This window comes from Kribbella sp. NPDC002412 (genome assembly GCF_053592935.1).
This window is the reverse complement of the sequence record NZ_JBSFBL010000072.1, coordinates 1-22672: the sequence shown is the minus strand read 5'-3', so window position 1 is coordinate 22672 and position 22672 is coordinate 1. Positions and strand designations below refer to the sequence as shown.

At 68.3% G+C, this 22672-nt stretch carries 23 protein-coding genes; 12 read left to right on the top strand and 11 right to left on the bottom strand.

The window, feature by feature from the left end; all coding sequences use genetic code 11:
• Positions 1-22: 22 nt before the first annotated feature.
• On the top strand, positions 23-643 hold the full coding sequence (locus ACWCOV_RS36905) for a TetR/AcrR family transcriptional regulator (protein WP_449834012.1): 621 nt from the start codon (positions 23-25) through the stop codon (positions 641-643).
• On the opposite strand, the gene ACWCOV_RS36900 is transcribed toward ACWCOV_RS36905, so the two are convergent.
• Together ACWCOV_RS36900 and ACWCOV_RS36895 are read right to left on the bottom strand one after the other, a co-directional pair.
• Complete coding sequence (locus tag ACWCOV_RS36900) at positions 589-1845, bottom strand: MFS transporter (RefSeq protein ID WP_449834011.1); 1257 nt, start codon at positions 1843-1845, stop codon at positions 589-591. The two genes, ACWCOV_RS36905 and ACWCOV_RS36900, sit on opposite strands and share 55 nt — an antisense overlap.
• Entirely contained in the window at positions 1842-2408 is a 567-nt protein-coding gene (locus ACWCOV_RS36895) for a helix-turn-helix domain-containing protein (RefSeq protein WP_449834010.1), read from the bottom strand. Before ACWCOV_RS36895 ends, ACWCOV_RS36900 begins: the two co-directional genes overlap by 4 nt.
• Positions 2409-2482: 74 nt before the next feature.
• Here ACWCOV_RS36895 and ACWCOV_RS36890 point away from each other — a divergent pair, with 74 nt between their 5' ends.
• A complete protein-coding gene (locus ACWCOV_RS36890; protein WP_449834009.1) occupies positions 2483-3106 on the top strand; it encodes a dihydrofolate reductase family protein in 624 nt (207 codons plus the stop codon).
• Here ACWCOV_RS36890 and ACWCOV_RS36885 read toward each other — a convergent pair.
• A complete protein-coding gene (locus tag ACWCOV_RS36885; RefSeq protein WP_449834008.1) occupies positions 3103-3837 on the bottom strand; it encodes a DUF899 family protein in 735 nt (244 codons plus the stop codon). The two genes, ACWCOV_RS36890 and ACWCOV_RS36885, sit on opposite strands and share 4 nt — an antisense overlap.
• A 144-nt stretch (positions 3838-3981) precedes the next feature.
• Between ACWCOV_RS36885 and ACWCOV_RS36880 the strand changes: the two genes are divergently transcribed.
• Positions 3982-5220 (top strand): deoxyguanosinetriphosphate triphosphohydrolase, encoded by a 1239-nt coding sequence (locus tag ACWCOV_RS36880; RefSeq protein WP_449834007.1) that lies wholly within the window; start codon positions 3982-3984, stop codon positions 5218-5220.
• Positions 5221-5305: 85 nt separating this feature from the next.
• Positions 5306-6547: an NAD(P)/FAD-dependent oxidoreductase gene (locus tag ACWCOV_RS36875; protein ID WP_449834006.1), complete on the top strand. Its 1242-nt coding sequence runs from the start codon at positions 5306-5308 to the stop codon at positions 6545-6547.
• Here ACWCOV_RS36875 and ACWCOV_RS36870 read toward each other — a convergent pair.
• Complete coding sequence (locus ACWCOV_RS36870) at positions 6544-7398, bottom strand: TolB family protein (RefSeq protein ID WP_449834005.1); 855 nt, start codon at positions 7396-7398, stop codon at positions 6544-6546. The two genes, ACWCOV_RS36875 and ACWCOV_RS36870, sit on opposite strands and share 4 nt — an antisense overlap.
• 40 nt (positions 7399-7438) lie before the next feature.
• Here ACWCOV_RS36870 and dnaG point away from each other — a divergent pair, with 40 nt between their 5' ends.
• Genes dnaG through ACWCOV_RS36855 form a run of 3 tightly spaced genes read left to right on the top strand, consistent with a single transcriptional unit; the run spans position 7439 to position 9998 of the window.
• The gene (gene dnaG / locus ACWCOV_RS36865) at positions 7439-9361 is read left to right on the top strand and encodes a DNA primase (protein ID WP_449834004.1); all 1923 of its coding nucleotides are present in this window, start codon (positions 7439-7441) and stop codon (positions 9359-9361) included.
• Positions 9362-9370: 9 nt separating this feature from the next.
• Positions 9371-9625 (top strand): hypothetical protein, encoded by a 255-nt coding sequence (locus ACWCOV_RS36860; protein ID WP_449834003.1) that lies wholly within the window; start codon positions 9371-9373, stop codon positions 9623-9625.
• A 10-nt stretch (positions 9626-9635) separates the two neighbouring features.
• A complete protein-coding gene (locus ACWCOV_RS36855) occupies positions 9636-9998 on the top strand; it encodes a hypothetical protein (RefSeq protein ID WP_449834002.1) in 363 nt (120 codons plus the stop codon).
• On the opposite strand, the gene ACWCOV_RS36850 is transcribed toward ACWCOV_RS36855, so the two are convergent.
• Positions 9995-10309, bottom strand: a complete 315-nt coding sequence (locus ACWCOV_RS36850) for a hypothetical protein (RefSeq protein WP_449834001.1) — start codon at positions 10307-10309, stop codon at positions 9995-9997. The genes ACWCOV_RS36855 and ACWCOV_RS36850 overlap by 4 nt on opposite strands.
• A 127-nt stretch (positions 10310-10436) precedes the next feature.
• On the opposite strand from ACWCOV_RS36850, the gene ACWCOV_RS36845 reads away from it, so the two are divergent.
• On the top strand, positions 10437-14651 hold the full coding sequence (locus ACWCOV_RS36845; protein ID WP_449834000.1) for an nSTAND1 domain-containing NTPase: 4215 nt from the start codon (positions 10437-10439) through the stop codon (positions 14649-14651).
• A gap of 3 nt (positions 14652-14654) precedes the next feature.
• On the opposite strand, the gene ACWCOV_RS36840 is transcribed toward ACWCOV_RS36845, so the two are convergent.
• Both ACWCOV_RS36840 and ACWCOV_RS36835 read right to left on the bottom strand, forming a co-directional pair.
• Complete coding sequence (locus ACWCOV_RS36840; RefSeq protein ID WP_449833999.1) at positions 14655-14942, bottom strand: YiaA/YiaB family inner membrane protein; 288 nt, start codon at positions 14940-14942, stop codon at positions 14655-14657.
• A 306-nt stretch (positions 14943-15248) separates the two neighbouring features.
• Positions 15249-15650, bottom strand: coding sequence for a hypothetical protein (locus tag ACWCOV_RS36835; RefSeq protein WP_449833998.1), 402 nt, complete (start codon positions 15648-15650; stop codon positions 15249-15251).
• A gap of 542 nt (positions 15651-16192) precedes the next feature.
• On the opposite strand from ACWCOV_RS36835, the gene ACWCOV_RS36830 reads away from it, so the two are divergent.
• The 4 genes from ACWCOV_RS36830 to ACWCOV_RS36815 all read left to right on the top strand — a co-directional run bounded on the left by ACWCOV_RS36830 (position 16193) and on the right by ACWCOV_RS36815 (position 18955).
• A complete protein-coding gene (locus ACWCOV_RS36830; protein WP_449833997.1) occupies positions 16193-16873 on the top strand; it encodes a hypothetical protein in 681 nt (226 codons plus the stop codon).
• A 338-nt stretch (positions 16874-17211) separates the two neighbouring features.
• Positions 17212-17346 carry a hypothetical protein gene (locus ACWCOV_RS36825; RefSeq protein WP_449833996.1) on the top strand — a complete coding sequence of 45 codons (135 nt, stop codon included), beginning with the start codon at positions 17212-17214 and terminating at the stop codon, positions 17344-17346.
• Positions 17347-17382: 36 nt separating this feature from the next.
• Positions 17383-17799 carry a hypothetical protein gene (locus tag ACWCOV_RS36820; protein ID WP_449833995.1) on the top strand — a complete coding sequence of 139 codons (417 nt, stop codon included), beginning with the start codon at positions 17383-17385 and terminating at the stop codon, positions 17797-17799.
• A 616-nt stretch (positions 17800-18415) separates the two neighbouring features.
• The gene (locus ACWCOV_RS36815; RefSeq protein WP_449833994.1) at positions 18416-18955 is read left to right on the top strand and encodes an HNH endonuclease family protein; all 540 of its coding nucleotides are present in this window, start codon (positions 18416-18418) and stop codon (positions 18953-18955) included.
• Positions 18956-19377: 422 nt separating this feature from the next.
• Here the strand turns inward: ACWCOV_RS36815 and ACWCOV_RS36810 are convergent, their stop codons facing one another.
• The 4 genes from ACWCOV_RS36810 to ACWCOV_RS36795 all read right to left on the bottom strand — a co-directional run bounded on the left by ACWCOV_RS36810 (position 19378) and on the right by ACWCOV_RS36795 (position 22191).
• Complete coding sequence (locus ACWCOV_RS36810; protein ID WP_449833993.1) at positions 19378-19683, bottom strand: hypothetical protein; 306 nt, start codon at positions 19681-19683, stop codon at positions 19378-19380.
• A 465-nt stretch (positions 19684-20148) separates the two neighbouring features.
• Entirely contained in the window at positions 20149-20919 is a 771-nt protein-coding gene (locus ACWCOV_RS36805) for a PRC and DUF2382 domain-containing protein (protein WP_449833992.1), read from the bottom strand.
• Positions 20920-21257: 338 nt separating this feature from the next.
• Positions 21258-21947, bottom strand: coding sequence for a hypothetical protein (locus tag ACWCOV_RS36800; RefSeq protein WP_449833991.1), 690 nt, complete (start codon positions 21945-21947; stop codon positions 21258-21260).
• A gap of 1 nt (position 21948) precedes the next feature.
• Entirely contained in the window at positions 21949-22191 is a 243-nt protein-coding gene (locus ACWCOV_RS36795) for a hypothetical protein (protein WP_449833990.1), read from the bottom strand.
• Positions 22192-22672 lie beyond the last annotated feature (481 nt).

The following is a 22672-nucleotide window of genomic DNA, read 5'->3' as shown; positions in this document are numbered from 1 at the left end:
TCAAGCGGAATAGGATCGCGGGGTGGAGAAGGTGGACGGGCGGTTGGTGCGCGGTGACCAGACCCGCCGTGCCGTGCTGCGCCGGGCGGTCGACATTGCCTCGGTCGACGGGCTGGAAGGGCTGTCGATCGGGCGGCTGGCGACCGAGCTCGGGATCAGCAAGAGCGGGCTGTTCGCCCACTTCGGCTCGAAGGAGGAGCTGCAGCTCGCGACCATCCGGGCCGCGCGCCGGATCTACGCCGACGAGGTGGTGACTCCGGCGTTCGAGTTCGAGCCTGGGCTCGAGCGGGTGTGGCGGCTGAGCGAGTGCTGGCTGGACTACTCGCGTCGCCGGGTGTTCCCCGGCGGCTGCTTCTTCCAGAAGGTCTCCCACGAGTACGCCGCTCGCGGGGGAGCCGTCCACGAAGCGCTGGCCGCCGTGCACCGGGAGTGGATGGACCTGATGGAGGACGTCGTTCGCGAAGCGGTCGAGCGGGGTGAGCTGGACGCTGATCCGGCGCAGTTGGCGTTCGACCTGAACGCGTACTACGAGGCCGCCAACCTGGCGTCGATCCTGCACGACAACCAGGCTGGCTACGACCTGGCGCGTCAGTCGATCCGGACGCGGCTGGAGTCGGCCACCGGGTCGGCACTGCCCTGGTAGGTCGGCAGCTCGCGTCGTCCCCGCATCGGCGAGCACAGGAGGACCAAGCCCGCCAACGGGACGCCGGCTGTCGTGATCCACAGCGCCGGGCCGAGGCCCAGCAGTTCACCGAGGGTTCCGCCGAGTAGTGCGCCGAGCGGGATCGTCCCGTAGTTGAGGAACGACGCAGTCGCGGTGAGCCGCCCGAGCAGTTCCGGCGGGCAGTAGGACTGCTGGAACGTCGCCTTGATGACGTTGCCGCCAACCACGCCCAGGCTGACGCCGAAGCCGCCGACGAGGTAGAGCCACGGGCTGACGCTGCTCAGCGGGATCAGCAGCGCGAGCGTCGGCAGGCCGAGCTCGCACAGCAGGAGTGCACGCGCGGTGCCGAAGCGGGCGGCCAGGCGGCGGCCCAGGAACGCGCCGAGGATGCCGCCGCTCGTGGCCGCGGCGATCAGGGCGCCGACCGTGCCCGCGGACAGTCCGGCCTCGCGGACCAGGAAGACGACCACGATGGCCTGGTAGCCCATCAGCGCGAGGTTCGAGACCGCTCCGAAGATCGTCAGCGTCCGCAGCCACACGTCCCGGGCGACCAGTTGGATCCCTTCCCGGATCAGGCCGGCCCGGCGGCCTCCCGTCGTACGGCGCTCCCGGAAGCGGATCGCGGCCAGGCAGGCGAGCGCGACCAGGAACGTGGTGGCGTCGACAAGGATCGCGTTGGCTGGTCCGGCGTACTGGACGACGAGGCCGCCACAGCCCATGCCGGCGAGCTGTGCTGCCGACGCGCTGCCGTGCAGTTTCGCGTTGCCCTCGGCGTGGTCAGCCGGGTCGAGGAGGGTCGGCAGGTAAGCGGTGTAGGCGGTCTGGAAGACGACGGCTGCTGCACCGGTGAGCAGGGCGACTGTCAGCAGCAGGTGGATCGTGAGGACGTCGAACCAGGCCGCGACGGGGATTGCGGCCAGCAGCAAGAAGGATGCGGCGGAGCTGCCAAGCAGAAGTGGACGGCGGTGGCGTTGGTCGACCCAGGCGCCGACCGGCAGGCCGATCAGGAGCCAGGGCGCCCACGCGGCAGCGGTGAGTACGCCGACCTCGAAGGTGCTGGCGTCGAGCAGCGAGATGGCGACGAGCGGCAGCGCCACCGCCGAGGTCGCGCTGCCGAACCGGTTGATCGTCTCGCCGAGCCAGAGCAGTCGGAAGTCGCGATGCCGCCGAAGGAGGCTCATGACCGATTTGCTTCGTCGTCGGCCGACCGCCGCGGGAACGACTGCAGCTGGACGATGACCCGCTCGGCGTTGTCGCCGGCCGGTGCGACCTTGGTGTAGCGGTCGATGACGTCGCCGAGCTCCTCGTTGAGGGCGGTGAGTTGCTCCGGCGTGAGGCGGAGGTCGCGCCAGTCGGACAGCGCGGCCGCGTGCTGCCACTCGCCGGGCCAGTTCTGGTCGACGTACGCCCGGACGCGGTCGAAGTACCGCTCGACCAGGTGCTGGAGGTAGACGTCGAGCGCGCCGCTGGTCTCGGGGTCGTCGCGGAACTCGGCCGGGTCCAGGACGGTCCGGCCCGGGATCCGCCACCAGCGCTCGCGCTTGGTGCCGCGCTCGACGTCCTCCTCGATGTAGCCGTGCTCGGCGAGCAGGCGCAGGTGCCAGCTGATCGTGCCGGTGTTCTCGCCCAGTCGCGCGGCCAGGGTGGTCGAGGTGGCCGGCCCGTCGAGCTCGAGGGCTTCCAGGATGTTCATCCGGAGTGGGTGCGCAAGGCCGCGGAGGCTGCGGGCATCGATCCGTCGCATGGCTGCAGAGTAGTCTCTGCAGAGAAGTCTCTGCAAGAGCTGGATTGTCGGTGGGCTCACCTAGCTTGGGCGGCATGCGGCCTCATGTGGTGGCTCAGGTGGCGGTCTCGCTCGACGGGATGACGTCGGGGTTCGACGTGGATCTCGCCCGGTTCTACGCGCTGGCGACGCTGTGGCAGGAGGACGTGACGCTGACCGGCGCCGACACGATCCTGGCGCAGGAGGACGCCGTACGGTCCGCTCCGCATCCGGGGCCGCGGCCGGACGGTCCGCTGCTCGCGGTCGTGGACAGCCGGGCGCGAGTCCGCGAGTGGGAGGGACTACGGCAGCTCGGCTACTGGTCCGACGTACTCGCCCTGTACGCCGACCAGACGCCGGCTCGTCCGCCCGACAGCACGATCCGCGAGCTCGTCACCGGCTACGACCGGGTGGACCTGGCCGAGGCGCTGGACACCCTCGGACGCCGTGGCGCCCAGGTCGTCCGGGTGGACTCCGGTGGCGAGTTGCTGCGTGCGCTCTTCGACATCGGCCGGGTGGACGAGCTTGCGCTGCTCGTCCACCCGGTCGTCGTCGGCTCCGGCCGCCGCTGGTCCGACGGGCACGAGCTGAATCTCGAGCCCGCCGGCACCGAGGTCTTCGAAGGCGGCGTGGTCTGGCTTCGCTACTGCATCGGGTCTAGTGGTCCTGGTGGTCCTTAGTGGTCTGCCGTGAGGTCGTCGTTGCGGCCGGCCTCGAGGCGGGACCAGTGCGGCATCGGGCGTCCGTCGCTCATCAGGCCGCCGGGCTCGAACTCCTGCGGCCAGCCCTCGGGTGAGTCCTCGTGGGTCTCGCGGCGGCCGTAGACGGTCAGATCCATCAGCGAGTAGCTGTTGTCCATCACCTCGACGCCGCGAACCGTCGTCCACCAGGTCTCGAACACCCGGTCACCGTCGCGGAGGTAGGACACCAGGTGCATGCTGTTCTTGACCCGGCCGACCAGGAGTGTGTCGAGGGAGTCGGCGGCGGAGTACCACGGCATCGTCCAGCCCATGAAGTCGTGGTAGCGGCGGCCCTCGTCGTACGGGCCCTGGGCGAAGACGGCGTACGTGATGTCCCGGGAGTGCAGGTAGGACAGCTCCGCCACGTGCGTGTTGCACCACGTGCAGCCCTGACACTGCTCGGCCGCGGGGTGGCCGGGGTGCCACATGAAGTAGTAGGCGAGGAGTTGCTTGCGGCCCTCGAACGCGTCCAGCAGGGTGAGCGGTCCGTTCGGGCCGATCAGCTGGGTGCCGGCGTCCACTTCGACCATCGGCAGCCGGCGGCGGGCTGCGGCGATCGCATCACCTTCGCGGGTGTGCGCCTTCTCGCGGACCCTGAGCTCCTCGATCTCGGCTTCGAAAGCCTTCCGGTCGACGATCGGCGGGAGGGTCGTGGTCGTCGCGTCCTTCATGACTGGTTCCTGTCGTTGCTTCTTCTCGGTCATGATCGGGACGTCGGAGCCGGCTCGTCGGTCTCGACCTGGCCCTGTGCCCTTTCCGGGTTCCCTTTGTGGTGTTCACGAAACTGTCGGTTGTCACCGCTACTGTGAGCAGTGATGAGGAAGCAGCATGAGTGGTACGACGAGCACGACGCAGAGCGCTGGGTGCCGGAGCCGGTCAAGCGGCCGGGGCGGACGGCCTTCGCGCGCGATCGTGCACGCGTGCTGCACAGTGCCGCGTTGCGCCGGTTGGCGGCGAAGACGCAGGTCGTGACGGCGGGTAGCGACGACTTCGTCCGGAATCGGCTGACGCACAGTCTCGAGGTCGCGCAGATCGGCCGGGAGTTGGCGTCGACGCTCGGGTGCGATCCGGACATCGTCGACGCGGCCTGCTTGTCGCACGACCTCGGTCACCCGCCGTTCGGGCACAACGGCGAGCGGGCGCTCGACGCCGTCGCCGCGGAGATCGGTGGGTTCGAGGGCAATGCGCAGACGTTGCGCCTGCTCACCCGGCTGGAGTCGAAGACGTTCGACGCGGACGGTCGCAGCGTGGGGCTCAACCTGAGCCGCGCCACGCTGGACGCCGCGACGAAGTACCCGTGGCCGCGGCGCGCGGGCGAGCGCAAGTTCGGGGTGTACGACGACGATCTGGCGGTCTTCGAGTGGTTGCGCCAAGGGGTCGGTGAGCGGCGTTGCCTGGAGGCGCAGGTGATGGACTTCGCCGACGACGTCGCGTACTCGGTGCACGACGTCGAGGACGGGATCGTTGCCCACCACATCGACCTGGCGGCGGTGGGCGCCGAGCGGACGCCGTACTGGGAGATCGTCCGGCGGTTGTACTTGCCGGAGGCAACCGATGCGGAGCTGGACGAGGGCTGGCGGCGGTTGACCAGCCTGCCGTACTGGCCGGGTGCCCCCTTCGACGACAGCCGGCGGGCGCTCGGCGGCTTGAAGGACCTGACCAGCCAGCTGATCGGCCGGTTCTGCACGGCGGCCGAGCAGGCCACGCACGCGGTCTTCGGCCGCTCCCGCCTGATCCGCTACGAGGCCGACCTGGTCGTCCCCGACGGCACCCGCGTCGAGATCGGCCTGCTGAAGGGCGTCGGCATGTTCCACGTCCTCAACTCCCCGGAACGGCAAGCCCGCCGAGCCTCCCAACGCGAACTCCTCACCGAACTCGTGCAAGCGCTCTGGAAGACAGCGCCGACCCACCTCGACGCCGCCTTCAAGGCCGACTTCACCGCGGCCGCCGACGACGACGCCCGCCTGCGCGTCGTCGTCGACCAGGTCGCCTCGCTCACCGACCCTTCAGCCGTGGCCTGGCACGCGCAACTCGTCGGACCTTCAGCTGACTGAGGTGAATATAGGACGTATTATGTCCCGCGAAAAGGTAAGCCCTGCGTCGCGCGCGCCCCAAGGCCCCGGCCACTAGAGTCTGGGTATGACCGATGCAGAGCAGATTGTCATCGTCGGCGCGAGTCTCGCGGGGGCGACCGCGGCCGAGGAACTCCGGAACGACGGCTGGAACGGCGGCATCGTCCTGATCGGCAGCGAGACCAAGCTGCCGTACGAGCGACCACCGTTGTCCAAGGGCGTCCTGCTCGGCAAGGACCAGACCGACGTCGCCCAACTGCACGACCAGCAGTGGTACGACGACAACAACATCGACCTGCGACTCGGCACGACCGTCACCGGCATCGACGCCAAGGCCCACACCGTCACCCTCGACGACGGCTCCCAGCTGTCCTACAGCAAGCTCCTGATCGCAACCGGCAGTCGGGTACGGCGTCTCGACGTACCGGGCGCCGACCTGCCGGGTGTGAACTACCTGCGCACGGCCGAGGAGTCACAGGCCCTGACCGACGCGTACGCCGCGAAGCCGCGAGTCGTCGTGGTCGGCGCAGGCTGGATCGGCCTGGAGGCGGCGTCGGCTGCGCGGGAGCGCGGCTCCGAGGTGACCGTGGTGGAGCCGCAGTCCACCGCGCTGGCCGGCGTACTCGGTGAGCAGGTCGGCGAGCTGTTCGCCAACCTGCATCGGCAGCACGGCGTGACGCTGAAGTTCGGCACCGGCGTCGAGGCGTTCGAGGGCACCGACAAGGTGACCGGGGTCCGGACCTCCGACGGCGACGTGATCCCGGCGGATCTGGTGATCGTCGGCGTCGGCGTCCAGCCGAACACCGAGCTGGCCGCGGACGCCGGGATCGAGGTCGCCACCCCCGACAACGGCTCCGGCATCGTCACCGGGCCGGACCTGCGCACCTCGGCCGAGGACGTGTACGCGGCCGGCGACGTGGTCCGGTGGGCGCACCCGCTGTTCGGCCGGCCGGTCCGGGTCGAGCACTGGCAGAACGCGAAGGACACCGGGAAGTCCGCGGCGAAGGCGATCCTCGGCCAGGACGTCGCGCACGACGCGATCCCGTTCTTCTTCACCGACCAGTACGACCTGGGCATGGAGTACGCCGGTGACGTGCCGCGCGGGACGTCGTACCAGGTGGTGCTGCGTGGCGACCCGGCCTCGGGCGCGTATCTCGCGTTCTGGCTCGGCGACGACCAGCGCCTGCTGGCCGGTATGCACGTGAACACCTGGGGCGCGATCGACGCCATCCAGGACCTGATCCGCTCCGGCAAGCAACTGGACCCGGAACGCCTCGCCGACCCGTCGATCGATCTGGCCGAGGTCTAGAGCGGGTAAGCGACGTACGCGAACGACTGGCTGTCCGGCGACCAGCTCGGCACGTTCATCGTGCCCTGGCCGCCGAACAGCGTCGCGATCTCGCGGATCTCGCCCTGCGGGGTCAGCAGCCGGAGCCGTACGTCCTCGACGTCCGCCGGATGCCCTTCGGTGCCGGGTGGGAAGCTGACGTAGGCGATCGCCGACCCGTCCGGCGCCGGGTGCGGGAACCAGTTGACGCGCTCGTCGGACGTGAACTGCTCGACCGCGCCGCTGCTCACCGAGATCCGGAACAGCTGGGCGTGCCCGGCCCGCTCGGAGTTGAAGTAGATCCACTTCCCGTCCGGGCTGTACTCCGAGCCGTCGTCGGCGTACTCGTCGTTCGTCACCTGCACATCGGCCCCACCGGCCGACGGGATCGTCCACACGTTGGTGATCCGGCGACCGTCGACGTGCTCCAGACCGATGTACGCAAGCGTCCGCCCGTCCGGCGAGACGCCATGCAGGTAGTGGTGGAACCCGGGCCCGCGATCGTTGCTCACCCGTCGAGGCGAGCCGCCGCCTGAGAGCGGTACGGCGTACAGGTGTCCGTCGTCTGCCGACACGAAGATCCTCGTACCGTCCGGGCTCAGCACGTGGTCATTGTTGATCGCCGGCACCCCACCGAGGTCGATCTCCGTCAGCCCGTCCGGCGCCGCGGCGAACAGGCGGCCGTCGCCGTTGACGAGCAGCCGGCCGTCCGTGGACCAGTTCGGCGCCTCGAACAGCACGGTGGACGAGCTGAGGACGAGCCGGCGGTCCCCGGTGCGCACGTCGACGACGTACAGCTCGGACCGCTGACCTGGGCGAAGAGTTCGTGGCATGCCCGCCAACCTATGTGATCGGTCCAGCTAGACTCGCGGGGTGGCAGGCAGGATCAAGGACGAGGACATCGCGCTGGTGCGCGAGCGGGCCCGTATCGACGACATCGTCGGCTCCTACGTGACCTTGAAGAACGCCGGCGGTGGGAACCTGAAGGGGTTGTGCCCGTTCCACGACGAGAAGTCGCCCTCGTTCAACGTCACCCCGTCGCGCGGGTTCTTCTACTGCTTCGGCTGCCAAGAGGGCGGCGACGTCATCGACTTCATCCAGAAGATCGACCAGATCACCTTCCACGAGGCCGTCGAGACGCTGGCCGCGAAGGTCGGCATCCAGCTCCGGTACGACGAGTCCGGCGCGCCGCTGCAGCGCGGCCCCGGGAACCAGCGGCCGCGGCTGGTCGAGGCGCACAAGGTCGCCGCGGAGTTCTACGTGGAGCAGCTGTTCGGCGCCGCCGACGCGAAGCTCGGGCGGCAGTTCCTGGACCAGCGCGGGTTCGACAAGGACGCGGCGGTGCACTTCGGGGTCGGGTTCTCGCCGCGCGGCGGGGAGGCGCTGACCAGCCACCTGCGCGGTCGCGGGTTCACCAACGCGGAGCTGGTCGCGTCCGGGCTGTCGGCGGAGGGTCAGCGCGGGCTGTACGACCGGTTCCGCGGCCGGCTGATGTGGCCGATCCGGGACGCCACGTCGGAGGTGATCGGGTTCGGCGCCCGGCGGCTGTTCGACGACGACCGGATCGAAGCGAAGTACCTGAACACCCCCGAGACCCCGATCTACAAGAAGTCCAAGGTCCTGTACGGCGTCGACCTCGCCCGCCGCGAGATCGCCAAGGGCCGCCAGGCCGTTGTCGTCGAGGGCTACACCGACGTGATGGCCTGTCACCTGTCCGGCGTACAGACCGCGGTCGCGACCTGTGGCACGTCGTTCGGCGACGACCACGCGCGGGTGCTGCGGCAGCTGCTGCTGGATCACGACCAGTTCCGCGGCGAGGTGATCTTCACCTTCGACGGTGACGAGGCCGGGCAGCGGGCGGCGCTGAAGGCGTTCGCGGGGGACCAGGCGTTCGCTTCGCAGACGTACGTCGCGGTGGAGCCGGACGGACTGGATCCGTGCGACCTGCGGCTGCAGAAGGGCGACGCGGCGGTCCGTGAGCTGATCGGGCGGCGGGTTCCGCTGTACCGGTTCGTGCTGTCCAACGTGCTGTCGAAGTACGACCTGGACCGCGCGGACACCCGGATCGACGCGCTCCGCGACGCGGCCCGGCTGGTGGTCAGCATCCGCGACCGGTCGAAGGTGGACGCGTTCACCCGCGAGCTCGCCGGGCACCTCGGGATGGAGGTCGACCAGGTCCGCACGGAGGTCTACCGCGCGGCGTCGCGGCCGGCTGCGGCCAACGGCGGGTCTCCGGGTGGCGATCGGACGCACGGCGGCGATCGGTCTCAGGCTGGGGAAGCTCCGGTGCCGCCGGTTCGGGTGGACGTGCCGTCGCCGCGGGACCAGCGGTTCGTGATCGAGTGGGACGTGCTGAAGGTCGCGATGCAGCACCCGGCGCTGCTGGGGGTGGCGTTCGACGAGCTCGACGACCACGACTTCACCCACCCGTGGCTGGCCGCAGTACGGTCCGCGATGGCGAAGGTGGGTGGCCCGTCCGCTGCGCCTCCCGGTGAGGCCTGGGTGGTCGCCGTACGCGATGCCGTGGGCAACGATCCCGCCGCGGCCGTCGTCGGCGCACTGGCCGTCGACCCGCTGCGGCTCGGGCGCGAGCCCGACGAGGCCTACGCCCTGGCGCTGCTGGCCCGGTTGCAGGAGCTCACCTGTGCCCGCCGGATCCAGGACCTCAAGTCCAAGCTCCAACGCACCAACCCGATCGACCGCGCCGACGACTACAACCGCATGTTCGGCGAGCTCATCGCCCTCGAGGCCTACCGCTCCGACCTCCGCAAAAAAGCCATCTCCGGCGCCCTCTAGGCTCCTGCCATGACCCAGCCACCAGGGCAACTGCCTCGCCCGCCGCGCCTGTTCCGCGCGGACCACGTCCTGAGCGGCCAGGTCCGCCTCGAGGGCTACCCGTTCCGCTACATCGCCCTGACCGCCGAAGGCCACCTCGGCAACCAGGCCTTCGACGTCGTCCTCAGCGCCGTGGAACTCCTGGAAACCCTCGGCTGGGAACTCGTAAACCTCACCGACAACGACTACTTCACCCCCATAGCCGTCATCCGCCGCCGTCTCTGACACTTGTCGCGTGTGGAGAACAGCCGCGGTGCTCGCCTGGATCCCAGGCCTCGGCTTCGGCCTGCCCTGCTTGTACGCGATCTGGCATCTGGCTGAGTCCGGCACGGTCTGGACGTTCCTCGGCTTCCCGACGTACGGCGGCGGGCCCTTCGAATCCCTCGGCCTCGAGACCAGCGTCCAGCTGCTCGTGGCCTTCCTGGCCGTCTGCGTCGCCGAGGTCGTCCTCGGCTACCTGCTCTGGACCCGCCGAGGCGCGGTGCTCGCCTTCGCGCTCCTCCCGATTGAACTGGCCTTCTGGATCGGCTTCGCCCTCCCGCTCGGCCCCCTCACCGCACTCCTCCGAACCGCCACGCTCATCTGCCGAACCCGCTAGGCGCCTTGGGTGGTGGTGTGGTCGCGGCGGCGTTGGGCGATGACGGTTACGCCGAGGGCGGCTCCGCCCAGCGCGATTCCGCCGAGGGCGCCGAGGGCGATCGAGGTGGTGTGCAGTGCAGACGCTTGATTGATCGGTGGCGCCGGCAGGGCAGTAGGGCTATCGGCGTAACCCGGCCATCCCACGCCCTCGTCGGGCCACGGCTCCACCATGTTGGTCTGCTGGGGATCCCGCGGGATCACGACTTCCGGTACGTCGGCGAAGCCGAAGGTGAACGGGACGAGTGCGACGGCCGCGATGCTGAGTTTCATGGTTCCTTCTCCTGTTCGAGGTTGACTCCTCCGTTGTCGCGCACGCCGGTATCGCGGCGCCTGAGCGCGGTATCACGGCGGTAACAGCGCCGTTGACGACGCGCTCGGCGAGGCCGACAGTCGAAGGGTGGGCATCGACGTACTGGGCCCGCTCACGATCGAGGGGGATCAGAAGGCTCTCGGGCGGCGTGATCGGGTCGTGGTCGCAGCACTGGCGGTGCACCCTGGGGAGGTCGTCAGCGCGGAGCAGCTCGCCGACGTGTTGTGGGGCGAGCGGCTGCCGCCGTCATGGCCGAAAGTCGTGCAGGGCTGCGTGGTCCGGCTCCGCAAGGTGCTCGGCACGCATGCGATCGAGACGTTTCCGCTCGGCTACCGGCTCGTCGTACCACTCGACGAGATCGACGCCCAGCGGTTCGATCGCGCGGTGGCGCGGGCGCGCGAGTTGCTGGCAGCGGAGGAACCCGAGCGCGCGGGCGTGGTCCTCGCCGACGCCCTCACGCTGTGGCGCGGCCGGCCACTCATGGAACTGGACGGCTGGGACACGGCCCGCGTCGAGGCCTCGCGCCTGGTCGAGCTCCGGCATACCGCGGATGAGCTGTACGTCGAGTCCGCGCTGCGATCGGGGCAGCACAGCAAGGTGCTCGCCACCGCACAGGCATTGGTGACCGAGGCGCCACTGCGTGAACGTCGTTGGGTCCTCCTCGCGACCGCGCAGTACCAGGCCGGCCGTCAGGCTGAGGCGTTGTCGACAATCCAACGTTTGCGTACCGTGCTGAACCGCGAGCTCGGCCTGGACCCCAGCTCGGACATCGACGCACTGGAACAGGCAATCCTCCGCCAAGACCCGGCACTCGTGGCGGAGAACGCGCTCCCGGAGCCGAGCCCGGTCTGCCCGTACCCAGGCCTGAAGTCGTACGACGTCGCCGACGCGGACACGTTCTTCGGCCGTGATGCCGACATCGCCGCATGCCTGCGCAAGCTGACCGAGACGTCAGTGCTGGCCGTTGCCGGGCCGTCCGGCTGCGGCAAGTCCTCGCTGGTCCGCGCCGGCGTCGCCGCCGCCTTGCGCCGGGATGGGAACGACGTCGTGGTGATGACGCCGGGACCGCATCCGGTGGCCGCGCTGGCCGCTGCGATGCCGTCGCCGGCGACGCTCCTGGTGGATCAGCTGGAGGAGGTGTTCTCGCTGTGCCAGGACGTCCGCGAGCGTGAGACCTTCCTCGATGCCCTGAGCAAGCACGGTGCCCCGCTGATCATGTCGATCCGTGCCGACCGACTCGCCGATGTCTCTGCGCACCCGTCCTTCGCCCGACTGGTCGAGCGCGGCCTCTACCTGCTGCCGGGCATGACCCAGGACAACCTGCGAGCAGCGATCGAGGAACCTGCCCGTCTGTCCTCGCTGGTCGTCGAACCCGGGCTGGTCGACCTGCTCGTCAACGAAGTCGCGGATCAACCCGGCGCGCTCCCGTTGATGTCGCACGCCCTGCGCGAGACCTGGCAGCGTCGCGAAGGCCGCACGCTGACAGTCGCGGGATACAACGCCTCCGGCGGCATCCGCAGCGCCGTCGCCCAGACCGCCGAAGAGGTCCACGAACGCATCTCGCCGGAGCAGCGCGTCATCCTGCACGACCTGCTGCTCCGCCTGGTCGCGCCGGGCCCGGAAGGCGAACCGATCCGAAGCCGCCTCCCGCGGCGGCTCGTCGTGACGCGGCCTGAAGACAATCAGATGATCGACACACTCGTGAGCTCGCGACTGCTCACCAGCGACGCCGGCGTCGTCGAGATCGCCCACGAGTCACTCGTCCGCGCGTGGCCCCGGCTGCGTGGCTGGCTCGAGGACGACCTGGAGGGCCAGCGCATCCTGCACCACCTCGCGGTCGCCGCCGACTCGTGGCATCACCTCGACCGCCCGGAGAGCGAGCTCTACCGCGGCGTCCGCCTCGCCAAGGCCCTCGACTGGCGAGACCGTACGGCGCCTACCCTCACCGCGACCGAGGAAGACTTCCTCGCCGCCGGCAAACGCCTCTCCGAAACAGAGCTCCGCGCCGCCGAAACCCGCGCCCGCCTCCAACTCCGCGTCAACCGCCGCCTCCGCGCGGCCCTCGCCGCAGCCGCCATCCTCCTGATCGGCGCCCTCATAGCCGGCCTGGTAGCCATCCGCCAAGCCAACCGAGCCGAAGTAGCCGCCACCAGAGAACTGGCCCGCCAGGTAGGAGCGAGCGCGCTCGCAATCGAGGACATCAGCCCGTCCCTCCTGCTTGCCGCGCAAAGCGTCCGCCTCGACAACGCGCCGGAGACCCGGGCGAACCTGGTTGCCGCCATCAACAAACATCCACTGCTGAGCCGCTCGATCGCCGCTCCGCTCGGCCGCACCGAGAACCTCGACATCTCACCCGACGGCAACCGCCTCGTCTCCGGTGACAACAGGGCGACGTTCCACCTGTACGACGTAACGTCAGGGCAGGTCCTGCACTCGTACACGTTCGCCCCGGTCGCCGAGAACGCCGAGGTCCTCACCCGACCACACTTCAGTCCGGACGGCCGCGTGATCGCGGTGATCGCTGGGACGCACGATGGTGTCTCCGTAGATCCCGAACGGCCGATCCGGTTGCTCGACGCAGACACTCTCGAGCCCGTCGAACAACAGCCTGTCTTTCCGCGTGTTCCGCTGCCACGGCTCAAGAATCTGGCCTTCAGCGCCGACGGTAACCACCTCGCCATCGGCCTGCAGGAAGACGCGGGAAGCTGGGGAGAGGTCCCGGCAGTTGCGCTGGTGTGGAACCTCGACGCGCTCGACCAGCCACCGCGAAGGGTCGAGCTGGGCTACGGCCCACAGCGAGCGATCCTCAGCCCCGACGGCCGCACGGTCTACAAACCTTGGCTGTTCACCGCGTTCGACGTGGCCACCGGCCGCCAGAAGTGGCAGCGGCCCGATCTTCGGGGTGGCCCGACGGTCGACTCGACCATTGGCCTCCCGATCGTCGAGGTGTCCAAGCGCGGCGACCTGCTCGCGTACCTGCATCCTGGTCCGATCCGGAACGACCGAACCATCACGACGATCGTCGATGCGCGGACCGGGAAGACCGTCAGAGAGTTGCGCAGTCCCGCGGATCCACCACGCGATGCTGCCTTCTCGGCCGACGGCAAACTGCTCGCTACAGCACACTTCGGTGGTGCGGTCGTCATCTGGGATCTGGCCACGGGGCGGACCGTGCAGCGTCTCCGCACGGTCGAGGTCTCGTGGGCAGTCGCGTTCAGCCCGGACGGCCGGACCTTGTACACAGCCGGCGACAAAGGGATGCTGCGCGCTTATGACCTCCGCGGAGAACAACGGTACCTCCGCTGGACCCAGGTGGCGCCGCCGCGCCGGTACCTCCATATCCTTCCCTCAGGCAATGGGCAACGCACTGCCTACCTGTGGAACGAGGCCGGCGCGTCCTGGGTGAGCTTCGCCGAAGGGGCCGGCGGACGGATGACGGAACGAATCCGTCTCGGCATCGAGCTGCAAGGAGAAGTCCAGGCGCCGGCGTCCTGGCACCCGAACGGCCGATGGCTAGCCATTCACGACCCGCAGCAGATCGCGATTGTGGACGCCCAGACCCGCAAGGTGGTGATCCACCCAGTCGGCGACGTGACGTCGGTCGGCTACATCGACAACGGCAACCGCATCGCCGTCGGCGCCAGTCCAGGCATCAGGCACCTTGACGCCGACCTGAGAACTCGGACGACGGCAGCCGACTGGGTCGCGGACTGCTGCACAACTCCCTCGCCGGACGGCAAGACAGCGGTGCTGTTCCAGGAGGGCCGGAGTGGCGCGACGATGTCCTGGCGCGTCATCGAGGCATCGACCGGCAAGGTCCTCAACGGAGGCGAACTGTCGACCTGGCTGAACGCCGCCGCCTACTCACCCGACGGCGGGCTGATAGCGGGCACTGGGACCAGCGGCGTCGTCACCATCGACCCCGTGGTCGGAACGGTCAAGACCGCTCCGACCACGGGTCACAAGACGGAAGGGGTGAGCATCCACTTCTCCCCGGACGGCAAGCGCCTCGTCTCGGGATCCGCAGACGGCACTGTCACAGTCTGGGATGCCGAGTCGCTGGGCAGCCTGATGACAGTCGCCACTGCGACCGAGGCCACCCCGATTCCTGTTGCCCCGGTCTTCGCGCAAGGCAGCAACGAGCTGATCAGCATTCCGGCGTACGACGGGAAGACGTACTACTGGGACACGCTCGACGTCGCGACCCTCGCCTGGGCCTGCGTGATGGCCGGGCGGAACCTGACTACGGCCGAATGGAGCCAGGCGTTCCCGGACCGGCCTTACCAGAAGACGTGTCCGTGACTGTCAGACCTCGACCTTGAAGGGGTCGTGTTCGGTGAGGAGTTTGTCGAGGCGGGCCTGGTCTACGCGGTTGGTGACCTCGGAGAGTTCCTGGCGGTCGCGGATGACCTTGGAGAGAGTGATCGTCGAGGTGACGACGTACAGCAGGCCCAGGGCGAGGAAGGCACGCACCCAGCCGGCCGCTGGCAGGTAGACGAGGGCGATGACCATGGCGATCACCGAGATGGCGAAGGACAGCACAGCCTGGACGTAGTAGGCCGCGGTCTGCGACGGCTGAATGGTTTTCGTCATGCGTCACATCGTCGTCGCCGCCGCAGCCACGCCACATGCGCCGAACTACTCAGATTCCAGGCGGAGCCGCCGGCCTGAGGCGATGCCGAGTTGGGTGAAGACTGATCACCCCAGGCGCCGGCGAAATCGCCTGCGAGGTGTCCTCGACCGTCCACGCCTTCACTTTTCAGCCCGCACCTGCGCCGCCATCCGCTCAGCCCGCTCCCGAACCGACAACCCACCCGGCACTGACCCCTCGGCGCCTCAGGCACCCGACGTACCTAGGAGCGAAGGCAGGACAAGCACCCGGGCTGTGACGGCGGTCTGCTACTTCGAGGGCTCTGAGACGGTGGTGATTCGCGCTGTGCGGCTGATTCGTTGGGCTGGGCCAAGCCCCAGTGAGTTGCGAGCAGCCGTCAACAGTCGCTCGCGTGCCTCCTGCTGGGCGCGTCGCAGCTCAGCCCAGTGATCCGGGTCCGGTACGGCGACGTCGTTCAACGCGGCCGTGTGAACCGCGTTGTCCGCGTCGTGAAGTCGCTCAGCGGCTGTGACGACGGCAGCCGGCGCAAGCAACCTCAGCCTGGTCAGACTCTCGATCCGCTGCTGGTGCGACTCGACAGCGATCGTGCGGAACTGCGTCATGTCGTCGCCTCGCAGCCGGGCGTCGTACGACCTCTGTCCCGCCCCCGCAAAACTGGCATCGAGGAAGGCGACCAACGTGTCAGTCATCGCCTCCCGGCGCCACCGCCGCTCATCCCTCTTACCGCCTACCACCAACGCGGCCCCTGACAGCACCGCCGCAATACACGCCGCGACCGCCGCAACGACCTCAGGCAAGCCCGCCACCAAAGCTTCCGCTCCCTCGACTCACCACGCCGGCGGCTAGGCGCGACGTGCGGACTTCTGAGTAGGGCGGGTGGGACTCGAACCCACGACCCAAGGATTACGAAAGCCATGGTACTCGCCACCCTGGCCAACTTCAGGCTTGCGGAGTTCGGAATCCGGCACCTCTGGCTGATTGAAACCACTCTGTTTGACAAATTTCATGTCACGGGGAGGCGGCTGCGGGGCAATGAGGCTCGCTCGCCCGATGTCGCACTGAGCTCATCCGCGAGGTTGTCCACGGCAAAGATAGGCTCGCTGTCGCACGGCTGGTCGTGACGATGGTCGGTCTGTTCCTCCAGGCACGTTCGCTAGGTGCAGCAATGTCGGCTCGCACTTCTGCTAGCGCCGAGCGTGTGCAAGGTTGGCTGGGGCATTGGAGGTGCGACATGTCCGATGAGACTCGTGTGCACGTCAACACCCAGCGAGTCGATGCATTGGAGCGAGCAGCGGCGCTATCCGGCGCGGCGTCGATCGTCCTCGGCGGGGTCGGCGCAACGCTTGCCGACAAGGGCGGTCGCGGGCTCAATCCGGGGCAGACCGATGAGGAACTCGCGGCTGGCTTCGCCCTGTACATGAACGAGGCCCGGACCGGGGCCGCGCTCATGGGTGCGGCGACGGTTCTGGGTTTGATATTCCTCGGACCTCTGTGGTCGCGCATCAGGCGCGGGTCCGGATGGCTCGCGGTGATCGTCGTGGCCGGCGGGGTCGCCGGGGCTGGGGTCCAGATTTTGGCGGCCGTGTTCACGATCGCGGGCATGACGGCCGGAGCGTTCAACGACGGGCAGACCGCTCGAGTGTTGATGACCCTGGAATGGGATACCGCACGTGCCGTCGTGCCGACATACCTTGCGATGGTCGCTGCGGCAACCATCGCCGGCTTTCGCCACCACGTCTTCGGACCAGCGTTCCGCTGGTTCAGCCTTGCCTTTACGATGCTTCTAACCGTCGCGTTGATACCGGTCGGCCCGGCCGGTGCGATAGGTCTGTCCGGCGGTATTTGGGTCATAGCGGCCTCATTGCTCCTCGCCTTCCAACGAGTGCAACCCGCGCGCGCAGCCGAGAGTTGAGCCGACGGACTGCTGCAACGCGGTGGCGCGCTTGGCTTGCTGACAGAACACCGCGAGCGCTCTCTCCGCCTTCCTCTCCGTGGTGCGGGAGGCCAGTTGAGTGCCTTCTCGGCGGCGTACGCAGCCGCGCCGGCCGCGGTGGCCTCGGGAACGCTGAGGCCAGCCTTTGCTGTGGCAGCAGCGGTACCTGCGGCGATCGCCGAACCGACTGCACCAGGCATGGATCCGATGAGGGTCTGGACGGGTTGCGTCGGATTGAAGGCCGACGGCGCGTACGCCGCCCTGGCAGTGTGAGCTACCGGACGCAGAACGTCCGGAATCGGGGGTACGTTGCTGGCATGCCCGACTTCACGATCAAGGCGCTCACGCCGGAGACGTTCGACGACTTCGCCGCTCTCGTCCTGCGGAACAAGGGCATGTTCGCCAGCTGCTGGTGTACGCATTTCCATCCCGACTGCGCGGAGAAGGGCTAGAGCGCCGAGGGGAACCGGGCGCTCAAGCACCGTCTGGTGGCCGACGGGATCGCGCACGCGGCGCTGGTCTACGACGGCGACCGGGCCGTCGCCTGGGCGGAGTACGGATCGCCCGAGGAGCTGCCCAACATCCAACACCGCAAGGAGTACGTCGCCACTGCCGAGCGACTGCCCGACTACCGGGTCACCTGCATCCTGGTCGAGCGCGGTCTTCGCGGTCAGGGCCTGGCGGCGATCGCCCTGCGCGGAGCGGTCGAGCTGATCGCGCAGGCCGGCGGCGGCCTGGTCGAGGGCTACCCGCACGACACCGGCGGCGTCCGGAAAAAGAACTCGTCGTTCCTCTACAACGGCACCCGCACGATGTACGAGCGCGAGGGCTTCACCTACGACCGGCCCAAGGGCCAGGGCAACTGCGTGATGGTGCGCGAGGTGGCCCCGAGCACGCGCGACTGAACCGGTCCAGGGCTCTACGCGGAGACGATGGCAACGCGGCACCGCCGTCTGTACGAGTCGCTCAGCTTCTCCACGGGGGCAGATGGCGTGCTCGGTCACCTTGGGCGGGGACGTGCGAGCTGCGCATTAGGGGCGATGATGCCTCATCAACCAGCCTCTCCAGGCGTCAGAAGTGTGTTCGGAGGGACTCCAGCCCCGTTGATCGATCCTCTGGACTCCATTTCGCACCACGAATGATCCCAAGGGCGAGCGACGGATGGCGCCCCGACGCCACGCCGGACCACCCGAACCAACAGTTGAGGTGGAGGTGGGGGTCATGATCTGGGGCGGGCGCGGCGTTGACCGTACTCTCAGGTCGCGTGGTGCGGGTCCTCCTCATTTGCATTGATTGTGCTCGTCTTCGTTACCACTGGGTGCGCCTTTCCTGTAGACGGCGCCGACTCGGCCGAGTCGAGTCCCCTGCATCGAGCAACGCCCCGGGTCAATCCCAACATCCTTCAGCCCGCGACCGGCACGGCCGAGCTGGTCTCGGCAGAACTCCGCCGAATCCGTCTCATGGCTGCTCGGCCCGACGTGCCTGGATACACGCGAGACCAGTTCGGACAGACCTGGACCGATGACCATGCAGCACGTGGCAGCACGTGGTGGCCACAATGGCTGCGACACCCGCAACGACATACTCACGGCCCAGCTCACCGCCGTGCGGTACCGCGCTCGCTGCAAATGCGTCGTCATCGCCGACACCCTTCCCACCGCCCCATACACCGGTCGCCAGCTCGAGCTCTGCAATGCCGCCGCGACCAATGTGCACGTCGACCACCTATACCGGCTCGGCCGAGCGTGGGACATGGGCGCGGCGCGGTGGCCGCTTCAGCGACGCGTCGACCTTGCCAACGACCAGGCCGCGAACTTGCTCGCTGTCGACGGATCGGCCAGCGCCTCCAAGAACGACGCCGGCCCTGGCGAGTGGATGCCACTCAACCGCTACCGCTGCACCTATGTTCTGCGATACCTCCAGATCGCCCGCAAGTACATGCTTCCGATCACCGCGGCCGTCGCGACACCGCCTAGACAGCCAGACTCGACGCCGATATGCCAGCCGTTGGCTGACGAACGCCGTACTCGTCGAGGATCCGGATACGGCCTGTTGCGTTGAGGGTTCGAGGAAGGGCGATGCGGCGGCTAACGACGACGAGTCGTCCGCTACGACGCTGATCGGCCTCCTCGAAGATCCTGCGCTGGGCGACGCTACGTACCGTTCGGCATCCCACCGAAGGTTCCTGACTGCGGTGGGCGCAACGCCGTCGCCGAACTGACTGGCGAACGCGCGACCTCCCTTCCTCCAGTTCGTTGTCCAAGGCACCTGAGGGTGATGCTCGACCATCGGCGTCCAAACCTGGGCGAGCGACTCCAGATCGTCCAGTCGTCCCCGCCGTAGCTGCGTCATGGCGTCACGATGCCACGCCACGCTGGCCGCCGGAGCGGTCGAGCCTGCGCGCATTCCGTCACGGGCCCGGGAGCGTGGCGTCCCCGGACCAGTCGCTACCCCGGTCGCGCCGGTCGCCGCCCCGGCGTGGGTCAGTCGTCCGCCTTGACCAGCTTGATGAAGTTGCTGTCCTCGCCGTCCACCTTGTGCTCCTGGTAGACCACCTTGAGCCCGCTGCGGTCGAACGTCTCGAACCACTCGTCCCAGGAGACCTCGCGCAGGTTGTCGCCGCCGTACCCTGGGAAGTCGAGCCGCAGCACGCCGGCACCGGCGCCCTCCTCGGTTCCCTCGACGACCGTGGGTTTCGCGCCGCGCCGTTCGGCCCAGTCCTTGATCGTGTCGTGCTCGGTGGTCTCGAGGGTCTCGCCCTGGTGCGATTCCTCGGTCTTGTCTGCCATCTCGTTTCCTCTCCGCGCTGCCCGGCGGTTCCGGGACAAGCACATCTCGTTCGTGGTCAGTCGGCGTCGAGCACGGCGCGGCCTCCGCGCCGGTCGTTTTGGGGGTACCTCCGCTCACCTGCCCGGCCACGGGGGCGCCCTGCCACCACGTGCAGAACGCCGGGCTGTGGGTGGCGTCGGCGACCACAACACATCCGCCGACCGCCACTCCGCCCCCAGCACGCCCGCACAATCAGCCGGGCCAGGTATCACTCCGCCGCGCGGTCCGCGGCATCCGCCTCGGGGACCGTTCTGCTCCATTCCAGTTCGGCGTCCACGCCAACATGACATGCCTGCCATCAACTGTCCGTTACCCCGTGCCGGCAGGGCCGACGAGCGCACCAGAACACCGCGGCGCCGGAGCCGCGGCGTTCTGGACTCGCCCGGCGCGGCTGATGCGGACGAACTGGAGGTGTAAGTCGGCGTCTATCTGTTGTCGATGGCGCCTTCGGTTTCGATGCGCTCCTTGCGCACCTCACCGGACACGGTCTCCTCGTCGGTGCGCTGTTCCTTGCTCAGTCGGACCCGTTCGACCGGCTCGACGTGAGTTTCGACCACCGGCTTCTCCTCGTGCAGGACGACCTCGTGTTCTTCCTCCGAGATCTCCGGTCCCGACGTGGCCGCGGCGATGTTGTCGTCGGTGATCGGTTCACGCTCTACCACCGCCCGCTCGCGCTGTACCGGCACCGTGGTCTGCACGTGCTCGGTCTCCACGTACTTGCGCAGCCGGACTCGGCCGGTCTCCTGCCGCTGGGTGCCGACGTCGAGCCGCTCCTCCGAGCGCGTCATCGCCTCGTCCGTGGTCGGACCCGAAATATCACGGCCCACCATGTCGTCACCCACGTCACCGGTGTCATCGCGGTGCCGCCCGGCCGGCGCGTCATAGCCCAGGCCGTAGTACTCAAACAGCCTCTGTTCGTCCTCGTCCGACAGGTGCCCATCGTCAGGGCTGACGTTCGGTGCCTCCTTGACCCGGTCCTTGGTGAACGGCACCGACAACCCCGCATCGGTCACCGTCGCCTCGGCCAGCGGAACAAAGCTTTCACTCATCCCGAACAGCCCCGTGTTCACTGTCGCGAAGTCCGGTCTGCCTGTCTGGTCGTCGAGAAACACCTGGCCCACCCGGCCGATCTTGGTGCCGTCGCTGCCGTAGGCATCACGACCTATCACCCTCTGCACCTGATCCTGGTCAATCATGAGCTACCCCTCACATATCTGGATTGATGGCGTGAGGTACCCCCCAACTTCCTGTGTATTCCCATCGCATAAGTTCGCGGCCATCCACCCTGTGTGACAACCGGGACCGCGGTCCGGCGAAGCCATTGCGAACCCTGTTGCGATCGAACGGTCCCAACCGGTCCGTGTGGCGGCCTCGGAGCGGAAACCAGCGCGTGACCCATCACGTGCGACCTCCCACGCGCCGACGTAGGGCAGCCATCGGGCGAGCACTTCCCGGTGCGGATGAGCTCGGTGCAACCGTGGCGGACCGTCGGCCGGCGTGGGCCGGCCGACGGTTCTGGGTTGGGCGGTTGGTGTCAGTCGATGACGCGGAAGCCGTTGCGTTGGCCCAGTTTTGTCAGGCTCAGCCTGCCTGGGATGCCGTCGAACGGCGGCGGGACTGTGGCCTTCTGCCACTTGGCGTAGGCCTTGCGGAACTCGGTCCCGGCGTAGCCGTCGACGAACTCCGCCGGCTTGAGGCCCTGGTGCCGCAGCGCCTTCTCCACGATCAGGACGTCCTTCTCGTGCAGCCCCTGCCCCTGCGGACGGAACTGATCACGATGGGCGGCATCCCGGACGTTGCTGAGGTCGACAGCCGGCAGCAGTGGTGTGGGCGCGCCCGGCCGCCAGATCCGGACTCCGTTGACGTCCTCGCTCCAGCCGCGGTACCGCTGTCCCCAGCTGCGGGTGATGAAGGAGATCGCAACCCTGTCGATCTTGCCGCGCCGCTTGATGTCGTTGCTGAAGCAGGTCCCGTCGCCGGCGCTGATGGCGACGTGCCCGTCACCTCCGTTGGTCCACCACACCGGGACTCCGAGCGGCGGCGTACCCGTGGTCCCGTGCCTGAAGTCGGTCCCGAAATAGCCCTTCTCGGCCGACCCGTACAGCGGCCCGACGTTGAAACAACGCCGGACGAAGACCAGACACAGGCGGAACCAATCCTGGCTCGGGTTGGTCACTTGGCCCTTCGCGAAGGTGATCGCGGCCTGCCCGGTGCGGATCGCCATCTCACTCATCCCCTTCCGGATCGACCTCGTCGGCCGACTTCACGGCATCGTCGGGCCGAGTCTCCTGACCCGGTTCCTCGCCCGGTGCCAAGGCGACCTCATCGCTGTTGCCGCCCGGCTCGGCGAACTCGCTGTCGAGCGCCGGGTCATCGGCCAGCACCCCCTCCGACTGGCTCAACGGCAGCAACGTACTTTCGTCCAACACGTCGACAGATTGGGAACTGTCGACCACTACCTCGCTCATCGCGAAACCTCCCCCTGTTTGCTGGTACTCCCACTAACTACGCTCACGCCACCCCTGCCACATCCGAGGGAACCCCTCAGATCCGCGCCACGAACCCCTCAGATGCGCAACCAGCCTTCAGACCGCTCAGATGGTCAGCTCGCCGTCGACCAGACGCTGACGTTCCTTCGGGCCGGCTTCGAGTAGTGACGGACGGATCAGAAGGCCGCCGGACCGCGTCAACAGGGACGGATTTGAGCCTCACGAGCCACGCTGAGGGCAGCCGGCGAATGCAGTCGCGCTGACGCTTCGACTTGGGGGACCGAGCTGCCATGTGCAGACCGCAGCATGAGATTCATGGCACAGGTCATGGCATACGAGTCGTCGGAGCCTTCGACCGAGCCGTGTGAAATCCGTCTGACCTGCGCACTTTGTGTTGTAGGGCGGGTGGTGTTGTGGTTCAACACATCCCGGACGGGTGTCTCACGACATGCCGGACTGA